We start from the raw sequence: 17,801 nt of genomic DNA, 5'->3' as shown, positions 1-17,801 counted from the left end.
CTTTGCGGTTCGACGACTTCCTTCGGGTTTATCAATTCCGCTGCATTCGATCTGAATTCTTCTTCGTTCGACTCCGGCAGCGAAAACCTTAAAGTGAAACCTCTGTGGCCGTCCGGCACACAACCGGCGTCACACCCCAGTCCAGGCCGATCCGGCCTGAGGAGCACTCCCGATGTCCAGTTGGTTTGCAGACAATGCGCAGTCGATCGGCCGCACCCCGCTGGTGGCCCTCAATCGTGTCACCGATGGCGCGCCCGCCCGCGTGCTGGCGAAGATCGAGGGCCGCAATCCGGCCTATTCGGTCAAGTGCCGGATCGGCGCGGCCATGATCTGGGATGCCGAGCGGCGCGGTCTGCTCGGCCCCGGCAAGGAGCTGGTCGAGCCGACCAGCGGCAATACGGGGATCGCGCTGGCCTTCGTCGCCGCCGCCAAGGGGATCCCGCTGACACTGACCATGCCCGAGACCATGAGTCTGGAGCGGCGCAAGCTGCTGGTGGCCTATGGCGCCAGACTGGTGCTGACCGAAGGGGCCAAGGGCATGAGCGGGGCGGTGGCGAAGGCGGAGGAGATCGCCGCCGCCGATCCCGAGCGCTATGTGCTGCTGCAACAGTTCAAGAACCCGGCCAATCCCGCGATCCACGAGACCACCACCGGCCCCGAGATCTGGCACGACACCGAGGGCCAGATCGACATCCTGGTTTCGGGCGTGGGCACCGGCGGCACCATCACCGGCATCTCGCGCTACATCAAGCAGACCCAGCGCAAGCCCATCCTCTCGGTCGCGGTCGAGCCCGAGGCCAGCCCGGTACTGACCCAGGCCCGTGCCGGCGAACTGCTCAAGCCCGGCCCGCACAAGATCCAGGGCATCGGCGCCGGCTTCGTCCCGGACACCTTGGATCTGTCGCTGGTCGATCTCATCGAGACCATCAGTAACGAGGAGGCCGTGCAGTACGCCCTGCGTCTGGCGCGTGAGGAAGGCATCCTCTCCGGCATCTCCAGCGGCGCGGCGGTCGCGGTCGCCGCGCGGCTCGCGCAGCGTCCGGAGCACAGCGGTAAGACTATCGTCGTGGTCCTGCCGGATTCCGGTGAGCGGTATCTCAGCTCGATTCTCTTTGAGGGGCTGTTCGACGAGAAGGGCGTTGCCATATGAGCCGACCGGACAATGTCACGCCACTCAACGCCGGTCCTCCGGCGCACTGGGATCTGGCCCCAGTGGTCGCCGGGCTGCGTGCGGCGCGCGAACGCTGGCGCATCGCGCACCAGCGCGAGCGTGAATCGGGCGGGCGCGAGTTCCCCTCGCGCGAGGCGCTGGAGACTGTGGTTCACGATCTCTGCGGGCTGCTCTTCCCGATGCGGCTCGGTCCGCCCGAGCTGCGCCAGGAGACCGAGGATTATTACGTCGGTCACACCCTTGACCATGCGCTCAATGCACTGCATCAGCAGATCCGGTTGGAACTGGCCTATGCGAGCCGTCACACCGGACGGGGCAGCGACGACATCGAGATCCGGGCGGTGCGTGTCGTGCGCGAATTCGCCGCCGATCTGCCATCCATCCGCCTCCTGCTCGATACCGACATTGATGCCGCCTTCCGTGGCGATCCGGCCGCGCACAGCGTCGATGAGGTGGTGCTCTGCTATCCGGGCGTACTGGCAATCATCCATCACCGTCTCGCCCATCGGCTGTATCGGATGGGCGTACCGCTGGTGGCACGGATCATCAGCGAGATCGCCCACGGCCAGACCGGCATCGATATCCACCCCGGCGCGCAGATCGGCAAGGGATTCTTCATCGACCACGGCACCGGTGTGGTGATCGGCGAGACGGCGGTCATCGGCGAGAACGTCCGGCTCTATCAGGCCGTGACCCTGGGCGCCAAACGCTTTCCGGTCGATGACCAGGGCGGTCTGCAAAAGGGTCTGCCGCGTCATCCGGTGGTCGAGGATGACGTGGTCATCTATGCCGGGGCCACGGTGCTCGGACGCATCGTCATCGGACGCGGTTCAACCATCGGCGGCAATGTCTGGCTGACCCACAGCCTGCCGCCCGGCAGCCATGTCACCCAGGCCGACTCGCAACAGGCGTCCGCCTTCAGGGAAAACGATTTCCCGCAAACCTTCCTTGAATCCTTGTAGAGATTTTCCGGGAACGCTTTAGACAGGATTAACAGGATTGATAGGATTTTTTAAGAGCCTGTTTTTAATCCTGTTAATCCTGTCGAAAAAATTTCCAAACACCCCACATCAGGAGAGCCCTTCATGGCCGAGACCCAGAAACTGCATCACGCACTGAGCGACGATGCCGCCCGCCAACTGGCCAACGCGACCAAGACCCCGCCGCAACTCGTCACCATCACACCACGCTGGCTCTTGCATCTGTTGCATTGGGTGCCGGTCGAGGCGGGTATCTACCGTTTGAACAAGGTCAAGGATCCGTCACGGGTGGAGGTCGCGCTCTCGCAGCGGCGCGAAGAGACGACCCTGCCCGAAACCTTCGTCGATTACGAGGACAAGCCACGCGAATATTTCCTCAATGCGGTCAGCACGGTGCTCGACATCCACACCCGGGTGTCGGACCTCTACAGCAGCCCGCACGACCAGATCAAGGATCAACTGCGACTCACCATCGAGACCATCAAGGAGCGTCAGGAACGCGAGCTGATCAACAATGCCGACTATGGCCTGCTGGCCAATGTCGATCCGGGCCAGCGTCTTTCGACCCGCAGCGGCGCACCGACGCCGGACGATCTGGACGAACTCATCGTCAAGGTCTGGAAGGAGCCGGCCTTTTTCCTCGCCCATCCGCTGACGATTGCCGCCTTCGGACGCGAATGCACCCGACGCGGCGTGCCGCCGGCAACCATCAGTCTCTTCGGCTCCCAGTTCATCACCTGGCGCGGTCTGCCGCTGATCCCTTCCGACAAGGTGCCAGTGGTGGACGGCAAGAGCAAGATCCTCTTGCTGCGAGTCGGCGAGCAGCGCCGGGGCGTGGTCGGGCTCTATCAGCCGGGCCTGGCTGGCGAGCAGGGGCCGGGGCTGTCAGTGCGTTTCATGGGGATCAACCGCAGCGCCATCGCCTCCTATCTGATCTCGCAATACACATCGCTGGCGATTCTGACCGAAGATGCCCTGGCCGTACTCGATGATGTGGAGGTCGGCAAGTACCATGAATACGCCCACACCTATGAGTGAGACCATTGGGGCGGGCAGTGGCTGGCCGGTCGGCTTCCCGGATGTCGGCACCCTGGAGCGGCTGGCGCACGAAATGATCGCCGGTCTGCGTCAGGCGGTCGCGCCGGAGATCCTGTCGTCCGCGCTGGAATCAGCCAAAGCGGCCAGTGCGGGCGGCTGGTCATCCGGTTGGTCGGGGGCACCGGCACTGGACAGCGATCATTTGACGCCGCCGGATGCTGTCGCTGGACTCGGACTGGCTGATCTGGCAGCGGCCCCGTTCGCCAATCCGGGCGACTGGCTCCAACCCGATACCTTCGGCCTACCGGGCGAAGCGGACTTGCAGCGTCTGCTGTCGGGGGTCTTCTCGCGCCCCGTCACCACCACAGCGGACACGTCACCAGCGCACGACAGCGGCTTCTATTTCCTCGACGCCCGGACGACCGAACTCCCGCACACCGCGCCCGCCGCCATCCGGCCCGCACGCGAGGTCTTCGATGTCGCCACGATCCGGCGCGACTTTCCGATCCTCGCCGAGCGCATCCACGGGCGTCCGCTGATCTGGCTCGACAACGCGGCAACCACCCAGAAACCGCAGGTGGTGATCGACCGTCTGGCCCATTTCTATGCCCACGAGAACTCCAACATCCACCGCGCGGCCCACACCCTCGCGGCGCGGGCGACCGAAGCCTATGAGCAGGCACGCTCGACGGTCGCGCGCTTCATCAGCGCGTCCTCGCCCGAGGAGATCGTCTTCGTGCGCGGGACGACCGAGGCGATCAATCTGGTCGCCCAGAGCTGGGGTCGGCAGCACATCGGCGAGGGCGACGAGATCATCGTCTCGCAGTTGGAGCACCACGCCAACATCGTGCCCTGGCAGCAGCTGGCGATCGAGAAGGGGGCGAAGCTGCGCGTCATCCCGGTCGATGATCACGGCCAGATCCTGCTCGACGCCTATCAGCGTCTGCTGACGCCGCGCACCCGGCTGGTGAGCATCAGTCAGGTCTCCAATGCGCTCGGCACCGTCACGCCGGTGCGCGAGGTCATCGAACTGGCACATGCCGCTGGGGTGAAGGTGCTGGTGGATGCGGCGCAGTCGGTGTCGCATCTGCCGGTCAATGTCCAGGCGCTGGACACGGACTTTCTGGTCTTTTCGGGTCACAAGGTGTTCGGCCCGACCGGCATCGGCGTGCTCTATGGCAAGGCGGACGTGCTGGAGTCGATGCCGCCCTGGCAGGGCGGCGGCAACATGATCGCCGACGTCACCTTCGAGCGGACGCTGTATCAGCACCCGCCGTCGCGCTTCGAGGCCGGCACCGGCAACATCGCCGATGCGGTGGGTCTGGCGACCGCGCTGGAGTATGTGGAGTCGATCGGACGCGAACGCATCGCACGCTATGAGCATGAACTCCTGCTCTATGCCACCGAGACCCTGCAACAGGTGCCCGGACTGCGTCTGATCGGCACCGCGCCCGACAAGACCAGTGTGCTGTCTTTCGTGCTGGAGGGACATCGTCCGACCGACATCGGCGAGGCGCTCAACCGCGAAGGCATCGCGGTGCGCGCCGGGCATCACTGCGCCCAGCCGATCCTGCGCCGCTTCGGGCTGGAGGCCACGGTGCGACCCTCGCTGGCCTTCTACAACACCCACGAGGAGATCGACACCCTGGTGCGGGCGCTGCGGCGACTGGCGCACCGCACACTCTCCAACAGTGGTCACTGACCGGATCAACAGTCGTCAGGGGCATTCAGGGAGAGATGGATCGGGCCAGGGACGGCCCAGGGTTTCGGGTCCGTGCGGCGGAGGATGAGCCAGGGCGGTCGCGGTTCGCCAGTCTGTTCAATTTTATACTCCAAACCTTCGCCATCTCCCGACCGCGAGCGGATCCTCGCCTGCCGCGACCGCGACCGCGACCGCGACCAGCTCAAACGCTGGCTGCTGGCCGCCGCGCGCGGACGATCCGGCGCGGCTTTTTGCGCCAGACTGACCCATCCTCTGCGGCGCGAGGCGGACTGCCCCGCCTCGCGGGATTTATTCCCTGCCAATATAAAGAAATCAGTTCATATTCTTTCCTGTCGCGACGACCAGACGCTATCGTCCACTCCCAGGATCATCCCGATCCGCCCCATTTTCTGAGGGAGACAGGCCGCCATGCCGTTGTCCAGCGTTGTCGAGTATCTCAACGAGCGTCTGCATCAATTGCACCCGACCGCGCGATTGAGCCAACAGGCCGGTTTTCGCTATCACAATCGCGTGCTCACCGCCGGGATTGCGGGTTTTCGCCTCTTCCCGCATCAGGTGCCGGTGGTGCGTCCCGCCGATGGCGCACTCGTCGCCTATCGCGCACAACTCCGGGTCGAGACCAGTCGCGGACATCCGATGCGCCCGGAGTCGCTCTATGTCCATGCCTGGGATGCCGAGGACGTGCTCTTTCTCGACCGTTTTCTGCGCACCTTTCACGCCCTGCATCATCTGAGCGAAGGGCATGACGCCGACGCCTGGCTGGCCGTCGATGTGCACCTGCGCCATGTCAGCGCCATTCCGGAGCAGCATGGTCAGGTATTTCAGGAGCTGCTCCACCGGCTGGGGCTGGCGCCTGCTCAGGTCGTGCTGCGTCTGAATGGCCGCGCGCTCCAGCAGGATCCGCATGTGCAGGCGGCGGCCCGGAGCTTTATCGGCCACGGCTACCGCCTGCTGGCGACCCGTCCCGATGTCGAGGACACCGACTGGACCCTGCTGCGCGAACTCGGCGTGGGCTGGGTTGGGATACCGGTGCCGACGCTGGCGTCGAGACACGGTCAGGAAACCCTGAGCGCCTGGGGCCGGCAGGCGCAGTCCCACGGCATCGGTCTCTGGATCGAGCGCATCGCCAGTGCCGAGGCGCTCGAACGCGCGCAGGCACTGGGCGCCGAGCTGGTCGAAGGCGAGCTGTTTCAGGCGGTCGCCCACCTGCCGATCCGGGAGGCCGCCCGATGAGCCGGACCGTCCTCATCCTCCCCGGCTATCACGGCAGCGGCCCGACGCACTGGCAGACCTGGATGCAGGATCGGTTGCCCGGCGCGCGGCGCGTCACGGGCATCGATTGGGCATCGCCCGTCCTCAGCCAGTGGGCCGAGGCCGCGCGGCGCTCGATCCTGGAAGCGCCCGGCCCGGTGTGGCTGGTCGCACACAGCTTCGGCTGTCTCACCGCCGTGACGGCCAGCCGGGGATTGGGCGAACGCATCGCTGGCGCGCTGCTGGTGGCCCCGGCGGATCCGGAGCGTTTCTCGCCCAACGGGGTGCGCACCGGGACGCGACGTAACGGTCAGCGCTCGCTGGCGGTGGATCTCCCGTCCACGCCACTGCCCTTCCCGAGCCTGGTGGTGGCGAGCCGCAACGATCCCTGGATGCGTCTGGAGACGATCGAGCACTGGGCCGGGCTCTGGGGCAGCGCGGTGATCGACATCGGCGATGCCGGCCACATCAATATCGACTCGGGCTTTGGTCCCTGGCCGCAGGGACTGGTGCTGCTGCGCGCCCTGCAATCCGGACGCTTCCAGCGGCGACCCGTGATGCCGATCCCCGCACGCCGTGCCGGTCCCGCTTTGCGAACACCACGACCGTCTACCATCCACGCCACTCAGACCCTTTGATCGAGGAATTCAATCGTGACCGACCTCAAGACCAACTATCGCTACGAAACGCTCCAGGTCCATGCCGGTCAGTCGCCCGCGCCCGGTACCAACGCGCGCGCGGTGCCGATCTATCAGACGACCTCCTATACCTTCAACGACGCCGATCACGGCGCACGTCTGTTCGCGCTCAAGGAATTCGGCAACATCTATACCCGCATCATGAATCCGACCACCGATGTCTTCGAGCAGCGCATCGCCGCGCTCGAAGGCGGCGTGGCGGCGGTGGCGACCGCCTCCGGCCAGGCCGCTCAGTTCACGGCCCTGACGACCCTCGCCCAGGCCGGCGACAACATCGTCTCGACCAGCTATCTCTACGGCGGCACCTACAACCAGTTCAAGGTCACGCTGCCGCGTCTGGGGATCGGCGTGACGTTCGTCGATGGCGACGATCCGGACGATTTCCGTCAGGCCATCGATGAACACACCAAGGCGCTCTATGTCGAGACCATCGGCAATCCGCGCTTCAACGTGCCGGACTTCGAGGCGCTGGCGACACTCGCCCATGCGCACGGCATCCCGCTGATCGTCGATAACACCTTCGGCGCCGCCGGCTTCGTCGCCCGCCCGATCGACTTCGGCGCGGATGTGGTGGTGGCCTCGGCGACCAAATGGATCGGCGGACACGGCACCTCCATCGGCGGCATCATCGTCGATGCCGGCACCTTCGACTGGGGCAACGGCAAGTTCCCGCTCTTCACCGATCCCGCCCCCGGCTATCACGGGCTGAATTTCTGGGAGGTCTTCGGCAGCGGCGGCCCCTTCGGCAACATCGCCTTCGCCATCCGTGCGCGGGTTGAGGGGCTGCGCGACATCGGCGCGGCGCTGTCCCCCTTCAATGCCTTCCAGCTCATCCAGGGGGTCGAGACCCTGTCGCTGCGGGTGCAGCGTCATGGCGACAATGCCCTCGAACTGGCGCAATGGCTCCGCTCGCATCCGCAGGTGGCCTGGGTCGAGTATCTCGGTCTGCCGGACAACCTCTACAACGCCAAGGCCAAACGCTATCTCCGGAATGGCTTTGGCTCGGTGCTCAATTTCGGGATTGCGGGCGGTGCCAAAGCGGCGCAGCGCTTCATCGACCATGTCGAGCTGGCCAGTCATCTGGCCAATGTCGGCGACGCCAAGACCCTGGTCATCCATCCGGCCTCGACCACCCATCAGCAACTGAGCGACGCGGAGCAGCGTCAGGCCGGGGTGCGCCCGGATCTGATCCGGGTCTCGGTTGGCATCGAGCACATCGAAGACATCAAGGCCGACTTCGATCAGGCGCTGCGACGCGCCTCCGAGGATGCCGCGTGACGCCGTTCCGGCTCCATGATGAAACCCGGTGGCTGACCCTCGGTCAGCCATTCGCGCTTGAATCCGGCGCCTTCCTGCCTGAGGTCAGAATCGCCTACCGCACCTGGGGCACACTGGCCCCGGCGGCTGACAACGCCATCGTCGTCTGTCATGCCCTGACCGGATCGGCGGATGCCGACCGCTGGTGGGCGCCGCTCTTCGGTCAGGGTCGCGTGCTGGATCCCGAGCAGGATTTCATTCTGTGCAGCAATGTCCTGGGCGGCTGCTATGGCACCACCGGCCCCACCAGTCCGGCCCCGGATGGCCGACCCTGGGGCCGCAGCTTCCCCATCGTCACCCTGCGCGATCAGGTACGGGCGCAGATGGCGCTGGCCGATGCGCTCGGCATCCGGCGCATCCGGCTCGTCATCGGCGGTTCCATGGGGGGCTTGCAGGCGCTGGAATGGGCGCTGCTCGATCCCGTGCGGGTGGGGGCGGTCGCGACCCTTGCCGCCAGCGGACGTCATTCACCCTGGTGTCTGGTCTGGAGCGAGGCCCAGCGTCTGGCGCTGGCCGCCGATCCCAACTATGCCGACGGCGATTACGACCCACGCGACCCGCCCGTGGCCGGCCTGGCCGCCGCGCGCGCCATCGCCATGGCGACCTACCGCAGCCCGCGCTCGTTGAGCGAGCGATTTGGGCGGCAGACGGGCGGCGAGATCTTCGGCGTGCGGGCGCAGACCCCCGACGATTTCGCCGTCAAGGGCTGGCTGCGTCATCATGGCCGGGCGCTGACCGAACGCTTCGACGCCAACAGCTATCGGGTGCTGCTTGATGCGATGGATACCCATGATCTGGGTCGCCAGCGCGACGATTATGCGTCCGTCCTGCGCGCCATCCGCCAGCCGGTGCTGGTGGGCTCGATCGCCAGCGATGCGCTCTATGTGCCCGGCGATCAACTGGAGCTGGCGAGCCTGATCCCCAATGCCACCTGGCTGCCCATCGACTCCGCGCACGGTCACGACGGCTTCCTGATCGATGCCGCCCGTTTTCAGGCCGGTCTGCTGGCCTTCAAGTCCCGGCAGGCGGTCGATCACGCCGCGCCTGCGAGACACACGTCCGTCCAGGCTTCCTGCCCGCAATCGCATCGGCGCTCGACCCTGAACCGCGCATGGGGATGACCAAGACACGACAAACGCCGCCATTTCACTTTCACTGCAAACCATCTGCGATTTTCTTCGTTCGGCCTCGCGATCCAGATCGCTACAGTGCACAGCAGACAACCACCTTGCAGCGCCCCTTCGATCCGCGTGCGATAGGGCGGAGAACACCATGTCAGACAGCATCAACGCACACACCAGCCGCCCCGCCGTCCTCGATCTGATCGGCAATACCCCATTGATCGAGATCACGCGCCTGGATACCGGCCCCTGCCAGCTTTTTCTCAAGCTGGAGTCCCAGAATCCCGGCGGGTCGATCAAGGATCGGGTGGCGCTCTGGATGATCGAGGCCGCCGAACGCAGCGGTCGGCTCCAGCCCGGCGGCACCATCATCGAGGCCACTGCCGGCAATACCGGGCTGGGTCTGGCGCTGGTCGCCCGCGCCAAGGGCTATCGGATCCTCCTGGTGGTGCCCGACAAGATGTCGACCGAGAAGATCCTGCATCTGAAGGCGCTGGGTGCCGAGGTGCACATCACCCGCTCGGATGTCGGCAAGGGTCATCCCGACTATTACCAGGACTATGCCGCCCGTCTCACCCGCGAAACCCCCGGTGCCTTTTTTGCCGACCAGTTCAACAACCCGAATAATCCGGCGGCCCATCGTCAATCGACCGGCCCCGAGATCTGGGCGCAGACCGGTCATGCGCTCGATGCCATCGTCTGCGGGGTCGGCTCCGCCGGCACCCTGACCGGTCTGACGCAATTCTTCCGCGAGGCGGATCCGGCGGTCGAATTCGTCCTGGCCGATCCGGCGGGCTCGATCCTCTGCGACTATGTGCACACCGGCGCCTTCGGCGAGGCCGGATCCTGGGCGGTCGAGGGCATCGGCGAGGATTTCGTCCCCGGCATCGCCGATCTCTCGGCGGTGCGTCATGCCTATTCGATCCCGGATACCGAGAGCTTCGCCACGGCGCGCGAGCTGCTGCGGGCGGAGGGTCTGCTCGGCGGCTCCTCGACCGGCACCCTGGTCGCCGCCGCGCTGCGTTACTGCCGCGAACAGACCGCGCCCAAGCGGGTCGTCTCCTTCGTCTGCGACACCGGCACCCGCTATCTGTCCAAGGTCTACAACGACAACTGGATGATCGATCAGGGACTGCTGGCGCGGCCCCACTTCGGCGATCTGCGCGACATCGTCGCCCGCCGCTATGAGGAAGGCTCGGTGATCAAGGTCGCCCCGACCGATACCCTCAAGACCGTCTTCCAGCGCATGCGCTATGCCGATGTCTCGCAGCTGCCGGTGATCGATGATGGCCGCATCGTCGGCCTGATCGATGAGTCCGATCTGCTGCTGCGGGTGCAGGCCGATCCGTCCCATTTCGACGCCACCGCCGCCAGCGCCATGACCCAGGCGCTGGAGACCCTGGCCCCGGATGCGGGGCTGGAGGCGCTTCAGCGCGTGCTGGATCAGGATCTGGTCGCCATCGTCGCCGACGCGACCGGCTTCCACGGACTCATCACCCGTGTCGATCTGCTCAACCATCTGCGCCGGAGTCTGTCGTGAGCAGAGCCTTTGACCTTGAAGCGGAACCGGGCACGCCCGCGCGACCCGGTTTCGGCACCCGCGCCATTCATGCGGGTCAGACCCCCGATCCAACGACCGGCGCGCTCATGCCGCCGATCTATGCCAATTCGACCTATGCCCAGTCCAGTCCGGGGGTACACCAGGGTCTGGATTACGGTCGCTCGCACAACCCCACGCGCTTTGCCTTCGAGCGCTGCATCGCCGACCTGGAGAGCGGCGCGCAGGCGTTCGCCTTTGCCTCGGGGCTGGCTGCCATCGCCACGGTGCTCGAACTCCTGGATTCCGGCGCGCACATCATCGCTGGCGACGATCTCTATGGCGGCACCTACCGGCTGCTCGAACGGGTGCGGCGACGCAGCGCCGGTCTGAGTTTCAGCTTCGTGGATCTATCCGATCCGGCGGCGCTCATCGCGGCGATCCGTCCCGAGACCCGGATGCTGCTGGTGGAAACACCGACCAATCCACTGCTCAAGCTGGTCGACCTGGATGCGCTGGCAATCATCTGCCGCCGTCACGACCTCATCGCCGTCGCCGACAATACCTTCGCCAGTCCCTATATCCAGCGCCCGCTGGAACTGGGCTTCGACATCGTGGTGCATTCGACCACCAAATATCTCAATGGACACTCGGATGTGATCGGCGGGGTCGCCATCGTCAGCGGCGAACCCCGCCAGGCCGAATGGCGCGAACGGCTCGGTTTTCTGCAGAACGCGGTGGGCGCCATCCCGAGTCCATTCGACTGCTTTCTCGCCCTGCGTGGACTGAAAACGCTCCAGGTGCGCATGCAGCGTCATGGCGAGAATGCGCTGGAACTGGCGCGCTGGCTGGAGACGCAGCCCGGCATCCGTCGGGTTCGCTATCCCGGTCTGCCCTCACATCCGCAGCACGCGCTGGCGCGCCGCCAGATGCACAGCTTCGGCGGCATGATCGCGCTCGAACTCGATACCGATCTCGACGGCGCCCGACGCTTTCTGGAGGCCTGCGAGGTCTTCGCCCTGGCCGAGAGCCTGGGCGGGGTCGAGAGCCTGATCGAGCATCCGGCGATCATGACTCACGCGACCATCCCGGCGGAACAGCGCGCCCGCGCGGGGATCGGCGACGCGCTGGTGCGTCTCTCGGTGGGGATTGAGGATGTCGATGATCTCAAGCGCGACCTCAGACAAGCGCTCGCCCGCACGCTAACCGTTTAGGCGATTTCAGAGACAGGAATCCGCCCCCCAAATGCAATTATCAAAAACCTGCTATCAATCGCAGATTAAATCGTTTTCTAACGAAAAGAATGACTTGTTACCATCATCTCCGGGTTAATCTTCCTATTTCAGGAGCGAGTCAAATCATGCGTCTCAGTTCATTGCTTAACCGTCTCGCAAATCATGTGCCGGCCTTGGTTCTCGTTTTTATGACCGGCATCCTTTCAACCGCTTACGCGGCAGATCAAACCATCGTTTTCGGTGTGGCCCCAGGCCCTTATGGCGATCTGATCAAGCAGGCCATTCAACCGGGGCTGGAAAAGAAAGGCTACAAGGTCGTCTTGAAAGAATTCAGCGACTATGTACAGCCGAACCTGGCGCTCGCCAATGGCAGCATCGATGCCAATCTCTTTCAGCATGTTCTCTATCTGAAAAAGTTCTCCGCCGATAAAGGTCTGGATCTCTCGGAAATCATCGCGGTGCCGACCGCCGGGCTTGGTTTGTATTCCAATAAGATCAAATCGCTCGGCGAGTTGAAAAAAGGCGACGTCATCACGCTGGCCAACGATCCGACCAACCTGGCCCGAGCGCTACGCTTTCTGGCCAAGCTTGGACTGCTGACCTTCAATCAGAACATCGATCCCACGACGGCCTCGGAAAAGGATATCGATCAGAATCCGCGCGGACTGGTCTTCAAACCGCTCGAAGCCGCTCAACTGCCACGCACCCTGGACACCGCGACGGCCTCGGTCGTCAATGGCAACTACGCCATTGCGGCCGGACTGGATCTCGCCAGTGCACTGGAGCTGGAAGTGCTGGATGAGAACGTCAAAATCGTTCTCGCGGTGCGGACCCCGGACAAAGATAAGCCATTCGTCAAGGATATCGCTGCGGTCATCGAATCCGATGAGTTCATCGCCGTCATTGACGATCCGAATCGCGTCTTCAAGTCCTTCCAGCGCCCCGACTGGATCACGGACCGTCTGGCATCCAAGAGCGCCCAGTAACTGAACGCCCGGTGTTCAAGGTCCGGTTGTCGGATGACATCCGGACCTTCTCATTGCTGGCGTTTCCCCAGGGATCGCAATCCAATAACCAGCCACATCAGGTTTGATCGGCGAACGACCCGATATCAAAACGCTTGATGGCGGATGACTGACCGTGGCGCGGTGGATCGCCACCCGCCACACCGAGGACAGGCCAGGTGATTGAACTACAGAATATCTCCATCGAATTTCGCACCAAGGATCAGGTCATACGCGCCGTCGATCAGGCGTCGCTGCACATTGGGACAGGCGAGGTATTTGGTATCGTCGGGGCCAGCGGTGCGGGTAAAAGCAGCCTGTTGCGCACCATCAATCTGCTTGAACGACCGAGCGCAGGCCGGGTGCGGCTGGACGGCAGGGACATCACCGACCTGAAAGGGGCCGCGCTGCGTCGCGAGCGGCAGAAGACAGGCCTGATCTTTCAGCATTTCAATCTGATGCACACCCGCACGGTCTTCGACAATGTCGCCTTTGCGTTACGGGTGGCCGGCAAGCAGGCTGCGGAGATCGCCGCGCATGTGCCGGAGATCCTGGATCTCGTCGGCCTGAGCGACAAGGTGCAGGTCTACCCTTCACAGCTTTCCGGCGGGCAGAAGCAGCGCGTGGGCATTGCCCGCGCCATTGCCAATCATCCGGCAGTCCTGCTGTGCGATGAGCCAACCTCGGCGCTGGATCTGGAGACATCCGGCGCGATCCTCGAACTGTTGAAGGAGATCAACCGGCGGCTGGGCATCACCATCGTCCTGATCTCCCACGAGATGAGCGTCATCAAGACGATCTGCGACCGGGTGGCGGTGATGGATCAGGGTCGTATCGTCGAGCAGGGCGATGTCTATGACATCTTTGCCCGACCGGAACACCCGTTCACGCGCCAGCTCGTTGATCGGACCTTCAACCTGGATCTGCCGGAACGCTTGACGGCGAATCTTCAGGGCACGCTGCTCAAGATTCTGTTTCTTGGCGAGCGCGCCGAACATCCGCTGCTGTCGGAGGCCGCGCTGCGCTTCGGCATCTCCGTCAATATCCTGCACGGCAAGATCGAATACATCAACAATCGGGCCATCGGGCTGCTGGTGGCCCTGCTCGGCGAATTACAGGAATGCTCGACTCATGCCGCCCATATCACCGAACCCTTGACAGGGCGCATCGCCGCCGCCGTCGATTTCATCCGGCAGGGTTCGGCCCGCGTGGAGGTGCTGCATGCCTAGCGAATGGGCTTCTCTGACCGCTGACCTGGTCCACGCCTTCGGCGAAACCTTCCTGATGGTCGGAATCTCCGGCTTTTTTGCCATCGTCGGCGGGCTGCCCCTGGGATTCCTGCTCTTTATCGCCGAGCGTCGGCTGTTCTGGGACAACAAAGCCGCCTACGCCACCGGCAGTGTGACGGTGAACATCATCCGCTCCATCCCCTTCGTCATTCTGCTGGTCCTGCTGCTGCCGTTTACCCAATTCGTACTCGGCACCACCATCGGACCCGCCGCTGCGACCGTGCCGCTGTCGGTGGCAGCCATTGCCTTTTACGCCCGTCTGGTGGAAGCCGCCCTCTGCGAGGTCGATCCCGGGATCATCGAGGCGGCACAGGCCTTCGGCGCCAGCCCCCTGCGCATCGTGGCCACCGTGCTGTTTCCCGAGGCTCTCGCCGGTTTCCTGCGGGCGCTGACGGTCACGCTCATCAGCCTGATCGGCTATTCGGCCATGGCCGGCATCGTCGGCGGCGGCGGGGTGGGCGACCTGGCGATCCGTTTCGGCTATTACCGTTACCAGACCGATGTGCTGATCGTCACCGTCATCGCACTGGTGATCCTGGTGCAGTTGGTCCAGACCCTGGGCGACCGGCTGGCCAAACATGCCGACAAGAAAGGTGTCTGACTGAACACCGTCCTGCATCATCCAAAATTGAGAGGATGACACGATGAAAATTGGCGTACCCAAAGAGATCAAGAATCACGAATATCGCGTCGGCCTGACGCCGGCCTCGGTCAGTGAGCTGACCGCCAGAGGCCATCGGGTCGTCGTCGAGACCCAGGCCGGCGCGGCGATCGGCTTCGCGGATGCAGACTATCGCGCCGCCGGGGCTGTGATCCTGCCCTCAGCGGTCGAGGTCTTCGATCAGGCCGAGCTGATCGTCAAGGTCAAGGAGCCGCAGGCGACGGAGCGCGCCTGGCTCAAGCCGCATCACACGCTCTTCACCTTCCTGCATCTGGCCCCCGATCCCGCGCAGACCCGCGATCTACTCGCGAGCGGTGCCCTCTGCATCGCCTATGAAACCGTTACCGATGGGGCCGGACACCTGCCATTGCTCGCGCCCATGTCGGAGGTGGCGGGACGACTGGCGATCCAGGCCGGTGCCCATTGTCTCGAACAGGCGCAGGGCGGACGCGGGGTACTGCTCGGTGGTGTGCCGGGTGTCGAAGCGGCCCGCGTCGCCGTAATCGGTGCAGGCGTCGTGGGACGCAACGCCATCGCGATGGCCGTCGGTCTGGGGGCCGAGGTGACGGCGCTGGATCGAGACATCGACGCCCTGCGCCGGCTCGATGAGCGGTTCGGTAACCGGATCAGGACGCGCCTGTCCACGACCCAGCATCTGGAGACGGCGGTGCTGGAGGCGGATCTGGTGATCGGCGCGGTGCTCATCCCCGGCGCCACCGCGCCCAAACTGGTCAGCCGCGAGCTGGTCGCCCGGATGCAGCCGGGCGCGGTGCTGGTGGATGTCGCCATCGATCAGGGTGGCTGTTTCGAGACCTCGCGTCCAACCACACATCAGGATCCGACCTTCGTGACCGAGGGCGTCGTGCACTATTGCGTCGCCAACATGCCGGGCGCCGTGGCCCGTACCGCTACGCTGGCGCTGAACAACGCCACCCTACCCTTCGTCCTGGCGCTGGCGGACAAAGGTCCGCGACAGGCGCTGCGCGATGATCCGCATCTGCTCGATGGTTTGAACGTCGCAGCAGGACAGCTCTGCCAGCAGGCCGTGGCGGAGGCCCAGCAACTAGATTTTATTGCTCCGGTGGATACGCTGGTCCGAAGTTGAATGACGACAGAACCGCACACCGTCAGAGGAATAGATGAGATGACCGAACCGCTCATCGACGAGGTTGAGGCACATGATCCGGCACTGGCAGCGATCCTGCGTGAGGCCGGTTTGCCCACTGCAGATCTGGTCGAGACACCAGCCGACCGGGAGCGGCGCTTTTTCCGCTTTCGCGAGGAACACGGCGGGATGATCGGTTGCATTGGCTGGGAAGCGACCGGCCAGATCGCGCTTCTGCGCTCACTGGTAGTAGCGCCGGAGCGGCGTGGTCAGGGCTGGAGTCGGGTCATGACCGACTGGGCGCTTCAGCGACTGGCCGTCACGGGCATCGCCGACGTCTATGTCCTGACCACCAGTATCGAACCGCTCGCCCGCCACTTCGGCTTCTCCCGTATCGAGCGGAACCAGGCGCCGCCCGCCATTCGGCGCAGCCGCCAGTTCGCGTCCATCTGTCCGGTCAATGCCGTCCTGATGCATCGGTGTCTGCGCTGATCCTCGAACGCCCCGGTATCGAGGTTGACGCATCACTGAACAGCGTATCGCAGCGCATCGGATTGCATTGGCCATGGGTTGCTCGCTGGTGGCAGCAGACAAGGCAAGCCTATCCCAGTGCACGGGGTTCGTCAGGGCAAAACGGTCCCTTGCGTGCGGCACCGTTTTGCGGTTGGCTCCCGTCTGGATTGCAGAGGTTGCGCCACGGTGGCTCAGAGGCGCGCCTTGCGCGCACGCTGAAGCCCGCCTATCATGACTCCGTACATTTCCCGTCTTGGTGAGGAGTCTGACATGCATGCCGCCTTGGAACGAATCGATCTGCGCACATCGGCGGAAACGAAGGCATTGATTGGCCGCGCGGCCGCCATCGCGGGGATGTCGGTGAGTGCGTTTCTGCTGAGTGCCGCCCAGGAACGCGCCAAGGCCGTGCTGGGTGAGGCGGAATCGCTCACCCTGACCCCGCGCGACTGGGAGGCTTTCGTCGACGCCCTGGACCACCTCGACCAACCCCGCCCCAAGCTGGCGGCGGCGATGCAGCGCTATCGTGCCTGGCAAGCCGAGCAGACAGGCTCGTGAGTCCGCGCCGAGGATGCTGATCGAGCCCCTGACGACGGTGCATCATCGCCGTGCCTTCTCCTGCGGCGAAGCGGAATTGGATCAGTACCTGCGCCGCTTCGCCCGCCAACATGCCGCAGCCAACGTGAGTCGCACCTATGTGGCCGTCGAGGGGCCGAGGATTCTGGGGTTCTACAGCCTGGCCATGGCAGCCATCCTCAAAGACCATTTGCCACCGGCGTATGCGACCCGATTTCCCCGCTTCCCCCTGCCGGCCGCACGGCTGGCCCGCCTGGCTGTCGACCAGCGCGACCAACGCCAGGGGTTGGGTGAGCGTCTCCTGGTGGACGCGCTGCAACGCTGCGCGCGGCTGGGGGAGGAGATCGGCATGATCGGTGTAATCGTCGATGCCAAGCACGCGCGGGCGCGGGCCTGGTATGAACGCTATGAATTCGAGCGGTTTCCCGATGCGCCGCTGACCCTGTGGTTGCCCACAGCAACCATCAAGCGACTGTGAGTGCGACAGCTCACGGGCGCGCCAAGTGGCGGGGCAGCAAGCGACGCTGGCGCTGGAGGCCGGCTACGTCCTGCCCGGTTGACCGGCTGGTGGCCGCTCGGCTTCCT

17 protein-coding genes are annotated in these 17,801 nt (G+C 64.6%); all 17 read left to right on the top strand.

Features of this window, described 5'->3' with window-relative positions; genetic code table 11:
- The first annotated feature begins 172 nt into the window (after positions 1–172).
- The 17 genes from cysK (at position 173) to EDC35_RS14275 (ending at position 17,694) form a co-directional block, all read left to right on the top strand.
- Positions 173–1,150, top strand: a complete 978-nt coding sequence (cysK, locus tag EDC35_RS14355; protein WP_132977954.1) for a cysteine synthase A — start codon at positions 173–175, stop codon at positions 1,148–1,150.
- Positions 1,147–2,133 (top strand): serine O-acetyltransferase EpsC, encoded by a 987-nt coding sequence (gene epsC / locus EDC35_RS14350; RefSeq protein WP_132977953.1) that lies wholly within the window; start codon positions 1,147–1,149, stop codon positions 2,131–2,133. The genes cysK and epsC overlap by 4 nt, the downstream gene beginning before the upstream one ends.
- Positions 2,134–2,256: 123 nt before the next feature.
- Positions 2,257–3,189 (top strand): family 2A encapsulin nanocompartment shell protein, encoded by a 933-nt coding sequence (locus tag EDC35_RS14345; RefSeq protein WP_132977952.1) that lies wholly within the window; start codon positions 2,257–2,259, stop codon positions 3,187–3,189.
- Positions 3,182–4,891 carry a family 2A encapsulin nanocompartment cargo protein cysteine desulfurase gene (locus EDC35_RS14340; RefSeq protein WP_243651691.1) on the top strand — a complete coding sequence of 570 codons (1,710 nt, stop codon included), beginning with the start codon at positions 3,182–3,184 and terminating at the stop codon, positions 4,889–4,891. The genes EDC35_RS14345 and EDC35_RS14340 overlap by 8 nt, the downstream gene beginning before the upstream one ends.
- Before the next feature lie 429 nt (positions 4,892–5,320).
- The gene (locus EDC35_RS14335; protein WP_132977950.1) at positions 5,321–6,145 is read left to right on the top strand and encodes an EAL domain-containing protein; all 825 of its coding nucleotides are present in this window, start codon (positions 5,321–5,323) and stop codon (positions 6,143–6,145) included.
- Complete coding sequence (locus tag EDC35_RS14330) at positions 6,142–6,801, top strand: RBBP9/YdeN family alpha/beta hydrolase (protein WP_132977949.1); 660 nt, start codon at positions 6,142–6,144, stop codon at positions 6,799–6,801. Before EDC35_RS14335 ends, EDC35_RS14330 begins: the two co-directional genes overlap by 4 nt.
- Positions 6,802–6,816: 15 nt before the next feature.
- Complete coding sequence (locus EDC35_RS14325; RefSeq protein WP_132977948.1) at positions 6,817–8,139, top strand: O-acetylhomoserine aminocarboxypropyltransferase/cysteine synthase family protein; 1,323 nt, start codon at positions 6,817–6,819, stop codon at positions 8,137–8,139.
- Complete coding sequence (gene metX / locus EDC35_RS14320) at positions 8,136–9,299, top strand: homoserine O-acetyltransferase MetX (RefSeq protein WP_132977947.1); 1,164 nt, start codon at positions 8,136–8,138, stop codon at positions 9,297–9,299. Before EDC35_RS14325 ends, metX begins: the two co-directional genes overlap by 4 nt.
- Before the next feature lie 151 nt (positions 9,300–9,450).
- Positions 9,451–10,839 (top strand): pyridoxal-phosphate dependent enzyme, encoded by a 1,389-nt coding sequence (locus EDC35_RS14315; RefSeq protein WP_132977946.1) that lies wholly within the window; start codon positions 9,451–9,453, stop codon positions 10,837–10,839.
- Entirely contained in the window at positions 10,836–12,050 is a 1,215-nt protein-coding gene (locus EDC35_RS14310; protein WP_132977945.1) for a trans-sulfuration enzyme family protein, read from the top strand. The genes EDC35_RS14315 and EDC35_RS14310 overlap by 4 nt, the downstream gene beginning before the upstream one ends.
- Positions 12,051–12,259: 209 nt before the next feature.
- Positions 12,260–13,057: a MetQ/NlpA family ABC transporter substrate-binding protein gene (locus EDC35_RS14305; RefSeq protein WP_132977944.1), complete on the top strand. Its 798-nt coding sequence runs from the start codon at positions 12,260–12,262 to the stop codon at positions 13,055–13,057.
- Positions 13,058–13,254: 197 nt separating this feature from the next.
- On the top strand, positions 13,255–14,304 hold the full coding sequence (locus EDC35_RS14300; RefSeq protein WP_132977943.1) for a methionine ABC transporter ATP-binding protein: 1,050 nt from the start codon (positions 13,255–13,257) through the stop codon (positions 14,302–14,304).
- Complete coding sequence (locus EDC35_RS14295; RefSeq protein ID WP_132977942.1) at positions 14,297–14,965, top strand: methionine ABC transporter permease; 669 nt, start codon at positions 14,297–14,299, stop codon at positions 14,963–14,965. Before EDC35_RS14300 ends, EDC35_RS14295 begins: the two co-directional genes overlap by 8 nt.
- A gap of 43 nt (positions 14,966–15,008) precedes the next feature.
- Positions 15,009–16,130: an alanine dehydrogenase gene (gene ald, locus EDC35_RS14290; RefSeq protein ID WP_132977941.1), complete on the top strand. Its 1,122-nt coding sequence runs from the start codon at positions 15,009–15,011 to the stop codon at positions 16,128–16,130.
- Between the two features lie 39 nt (positions 16,131–16,169).
- A complete protein-coding gene (locus tag EDC35_RS14285; RefSeq protein WP_165903444.1) occupies positions 16,170–16,622 on the top strand; it encodes a GNAT family N-acetyltransferase in 453 nt (150 codons plus the stop codon).
- Positions 16,623–16,913: 291 nt separating this feature from the next.
- Positions 16,914–17,198 (top strand): type II toxin-antitoxin system TacA family antitoxin, encoded by a 285-nt coding sequence (locus tag EDC35_RS14280; protein WP_165903443.1) that lies wholly within the window; start codon positions 16,914–16,916, stop codon positions 17,196–17,198.
- Between the two features lie 13 nt (positions 17,199–17,211).
- Positions 17,212–17,694, top strand: a complete 483-nt coding sequence (locus tag EDC35_RS14275) for a GNAT family N-acetyltransferase (protein WP_132977938.1) — start codon at positions 17,212–17,214, stop codon at positions 17,692–17,694.
- Positions 17,695–17,801 lie beyond the last annotated feature (107 nt).

It is taken from the genome of Thiobaca trueperi, assembly GCF_004342175.1.
GTDB classification, from domain to species: Bacteria; Pseudomonadota; Gammaproteobacteria; order Chromatiales; family Chromatiaceae; genus Thiobaca; species Thiobaca trueperi.
The sequence above is the reverse complement of the archived record's forward strand: the minus strand, read 5'-3'. Positions and strand labels throughout refer to the sequence as shown.

Excerpts from the sequence above, each read along its gene's own strand:
- cysK (WP_132977954.1), top strand. The coding sequence starts at position 173 with ATGTCCAGTTGGTTTGCAGACAATGCGCAGTCGATCGGCCGCACCCCG.
- epsC (WP_132977953.1), top strand. The coding sequence starts at position 1,147 with ATGAGCCGACCGGACAATGTCACGCCACTCAACGCCGGTCCTCCGGCG.
- EDC35_RS14345 (WP_132977952.1), top strand. The coding sequence starts at position 2,257 with ATGGCCGAGACCCAGAAACTGCATCACGCACTGAGCGACGATGCCGCC.
- EDC35_RS14340 (WP_243651691.1), top strand. The coding sequence starts at position 3,182 with ATGAGTGAGACCATTGGGGCGGGCAGTGGCTGGCCGGTCGGCTTCCCG.
- EDC35_RS14335 (WP_132977950.1), top strand. The coding sequence starts at position 5,321 with ATGCCGTTGTCCAGCGTTGTCGAGTATCTCAACGAGCGTCTGCATCAA.
- EDC35_RS14330 (WP_132977949.1), top strand. The coding sequence starts at position 6,142 with ATGAGCCGGACCGTCCTCATCCTCCCCGGCTATCACGGCAGCGGCCCG.
- EDC35_RS14315 (WP_132977946.1), top strand. The coding sequence starts at position 9,451 with ATGTCAGACAGCATCAACGCACACACCAGCCGCCCCGCCGTCCTCGAT.
- EDC35_RS14305 (WP_132977944.1), top strand. The coding sequence starts at position 12,260 with ATGACCGGCATCCTTTCAACCGCTTACGCGGCAGATCAAACCATCGTT.
- EDC35_RS14295 (WP_132977942.1), top strand. The coding sequence starts at position 14,297 with ATGCCTAGCGAATGGGCTTCTCTGACCGCTGACCTGGTCCACGCCTTC.
- ald (WP_132977941.1), top strand. The coding sequence starts at position 15,009 with ATGAAAATTGGCGTACCCAAAGAGATCAAGAATCACGAATATCGCGTC.
- EDC35_RS14285 (WP_165903444.1), top strand. The coding sequence starts at position 16,170 with ATGACCGAACCGCTCATCGACGAGGTTGAGGCACATGATCCGGCACTG.
- EDC35_RS14280 (WP_165903443.1), top strand. The coding sequence starts at position 16,914 with ATGCATGCCGCCTTGGAACGAATCGATCTGCGCACATCGGCGGAAACG.
- EDC35_RS14275 (WP_132977938.1), top strand. The coding sequence starts at position 17,212 with ATGCTGATCGAGCCCCTGACGACGGTGCATCATCGCCGTGCCTTCTCC.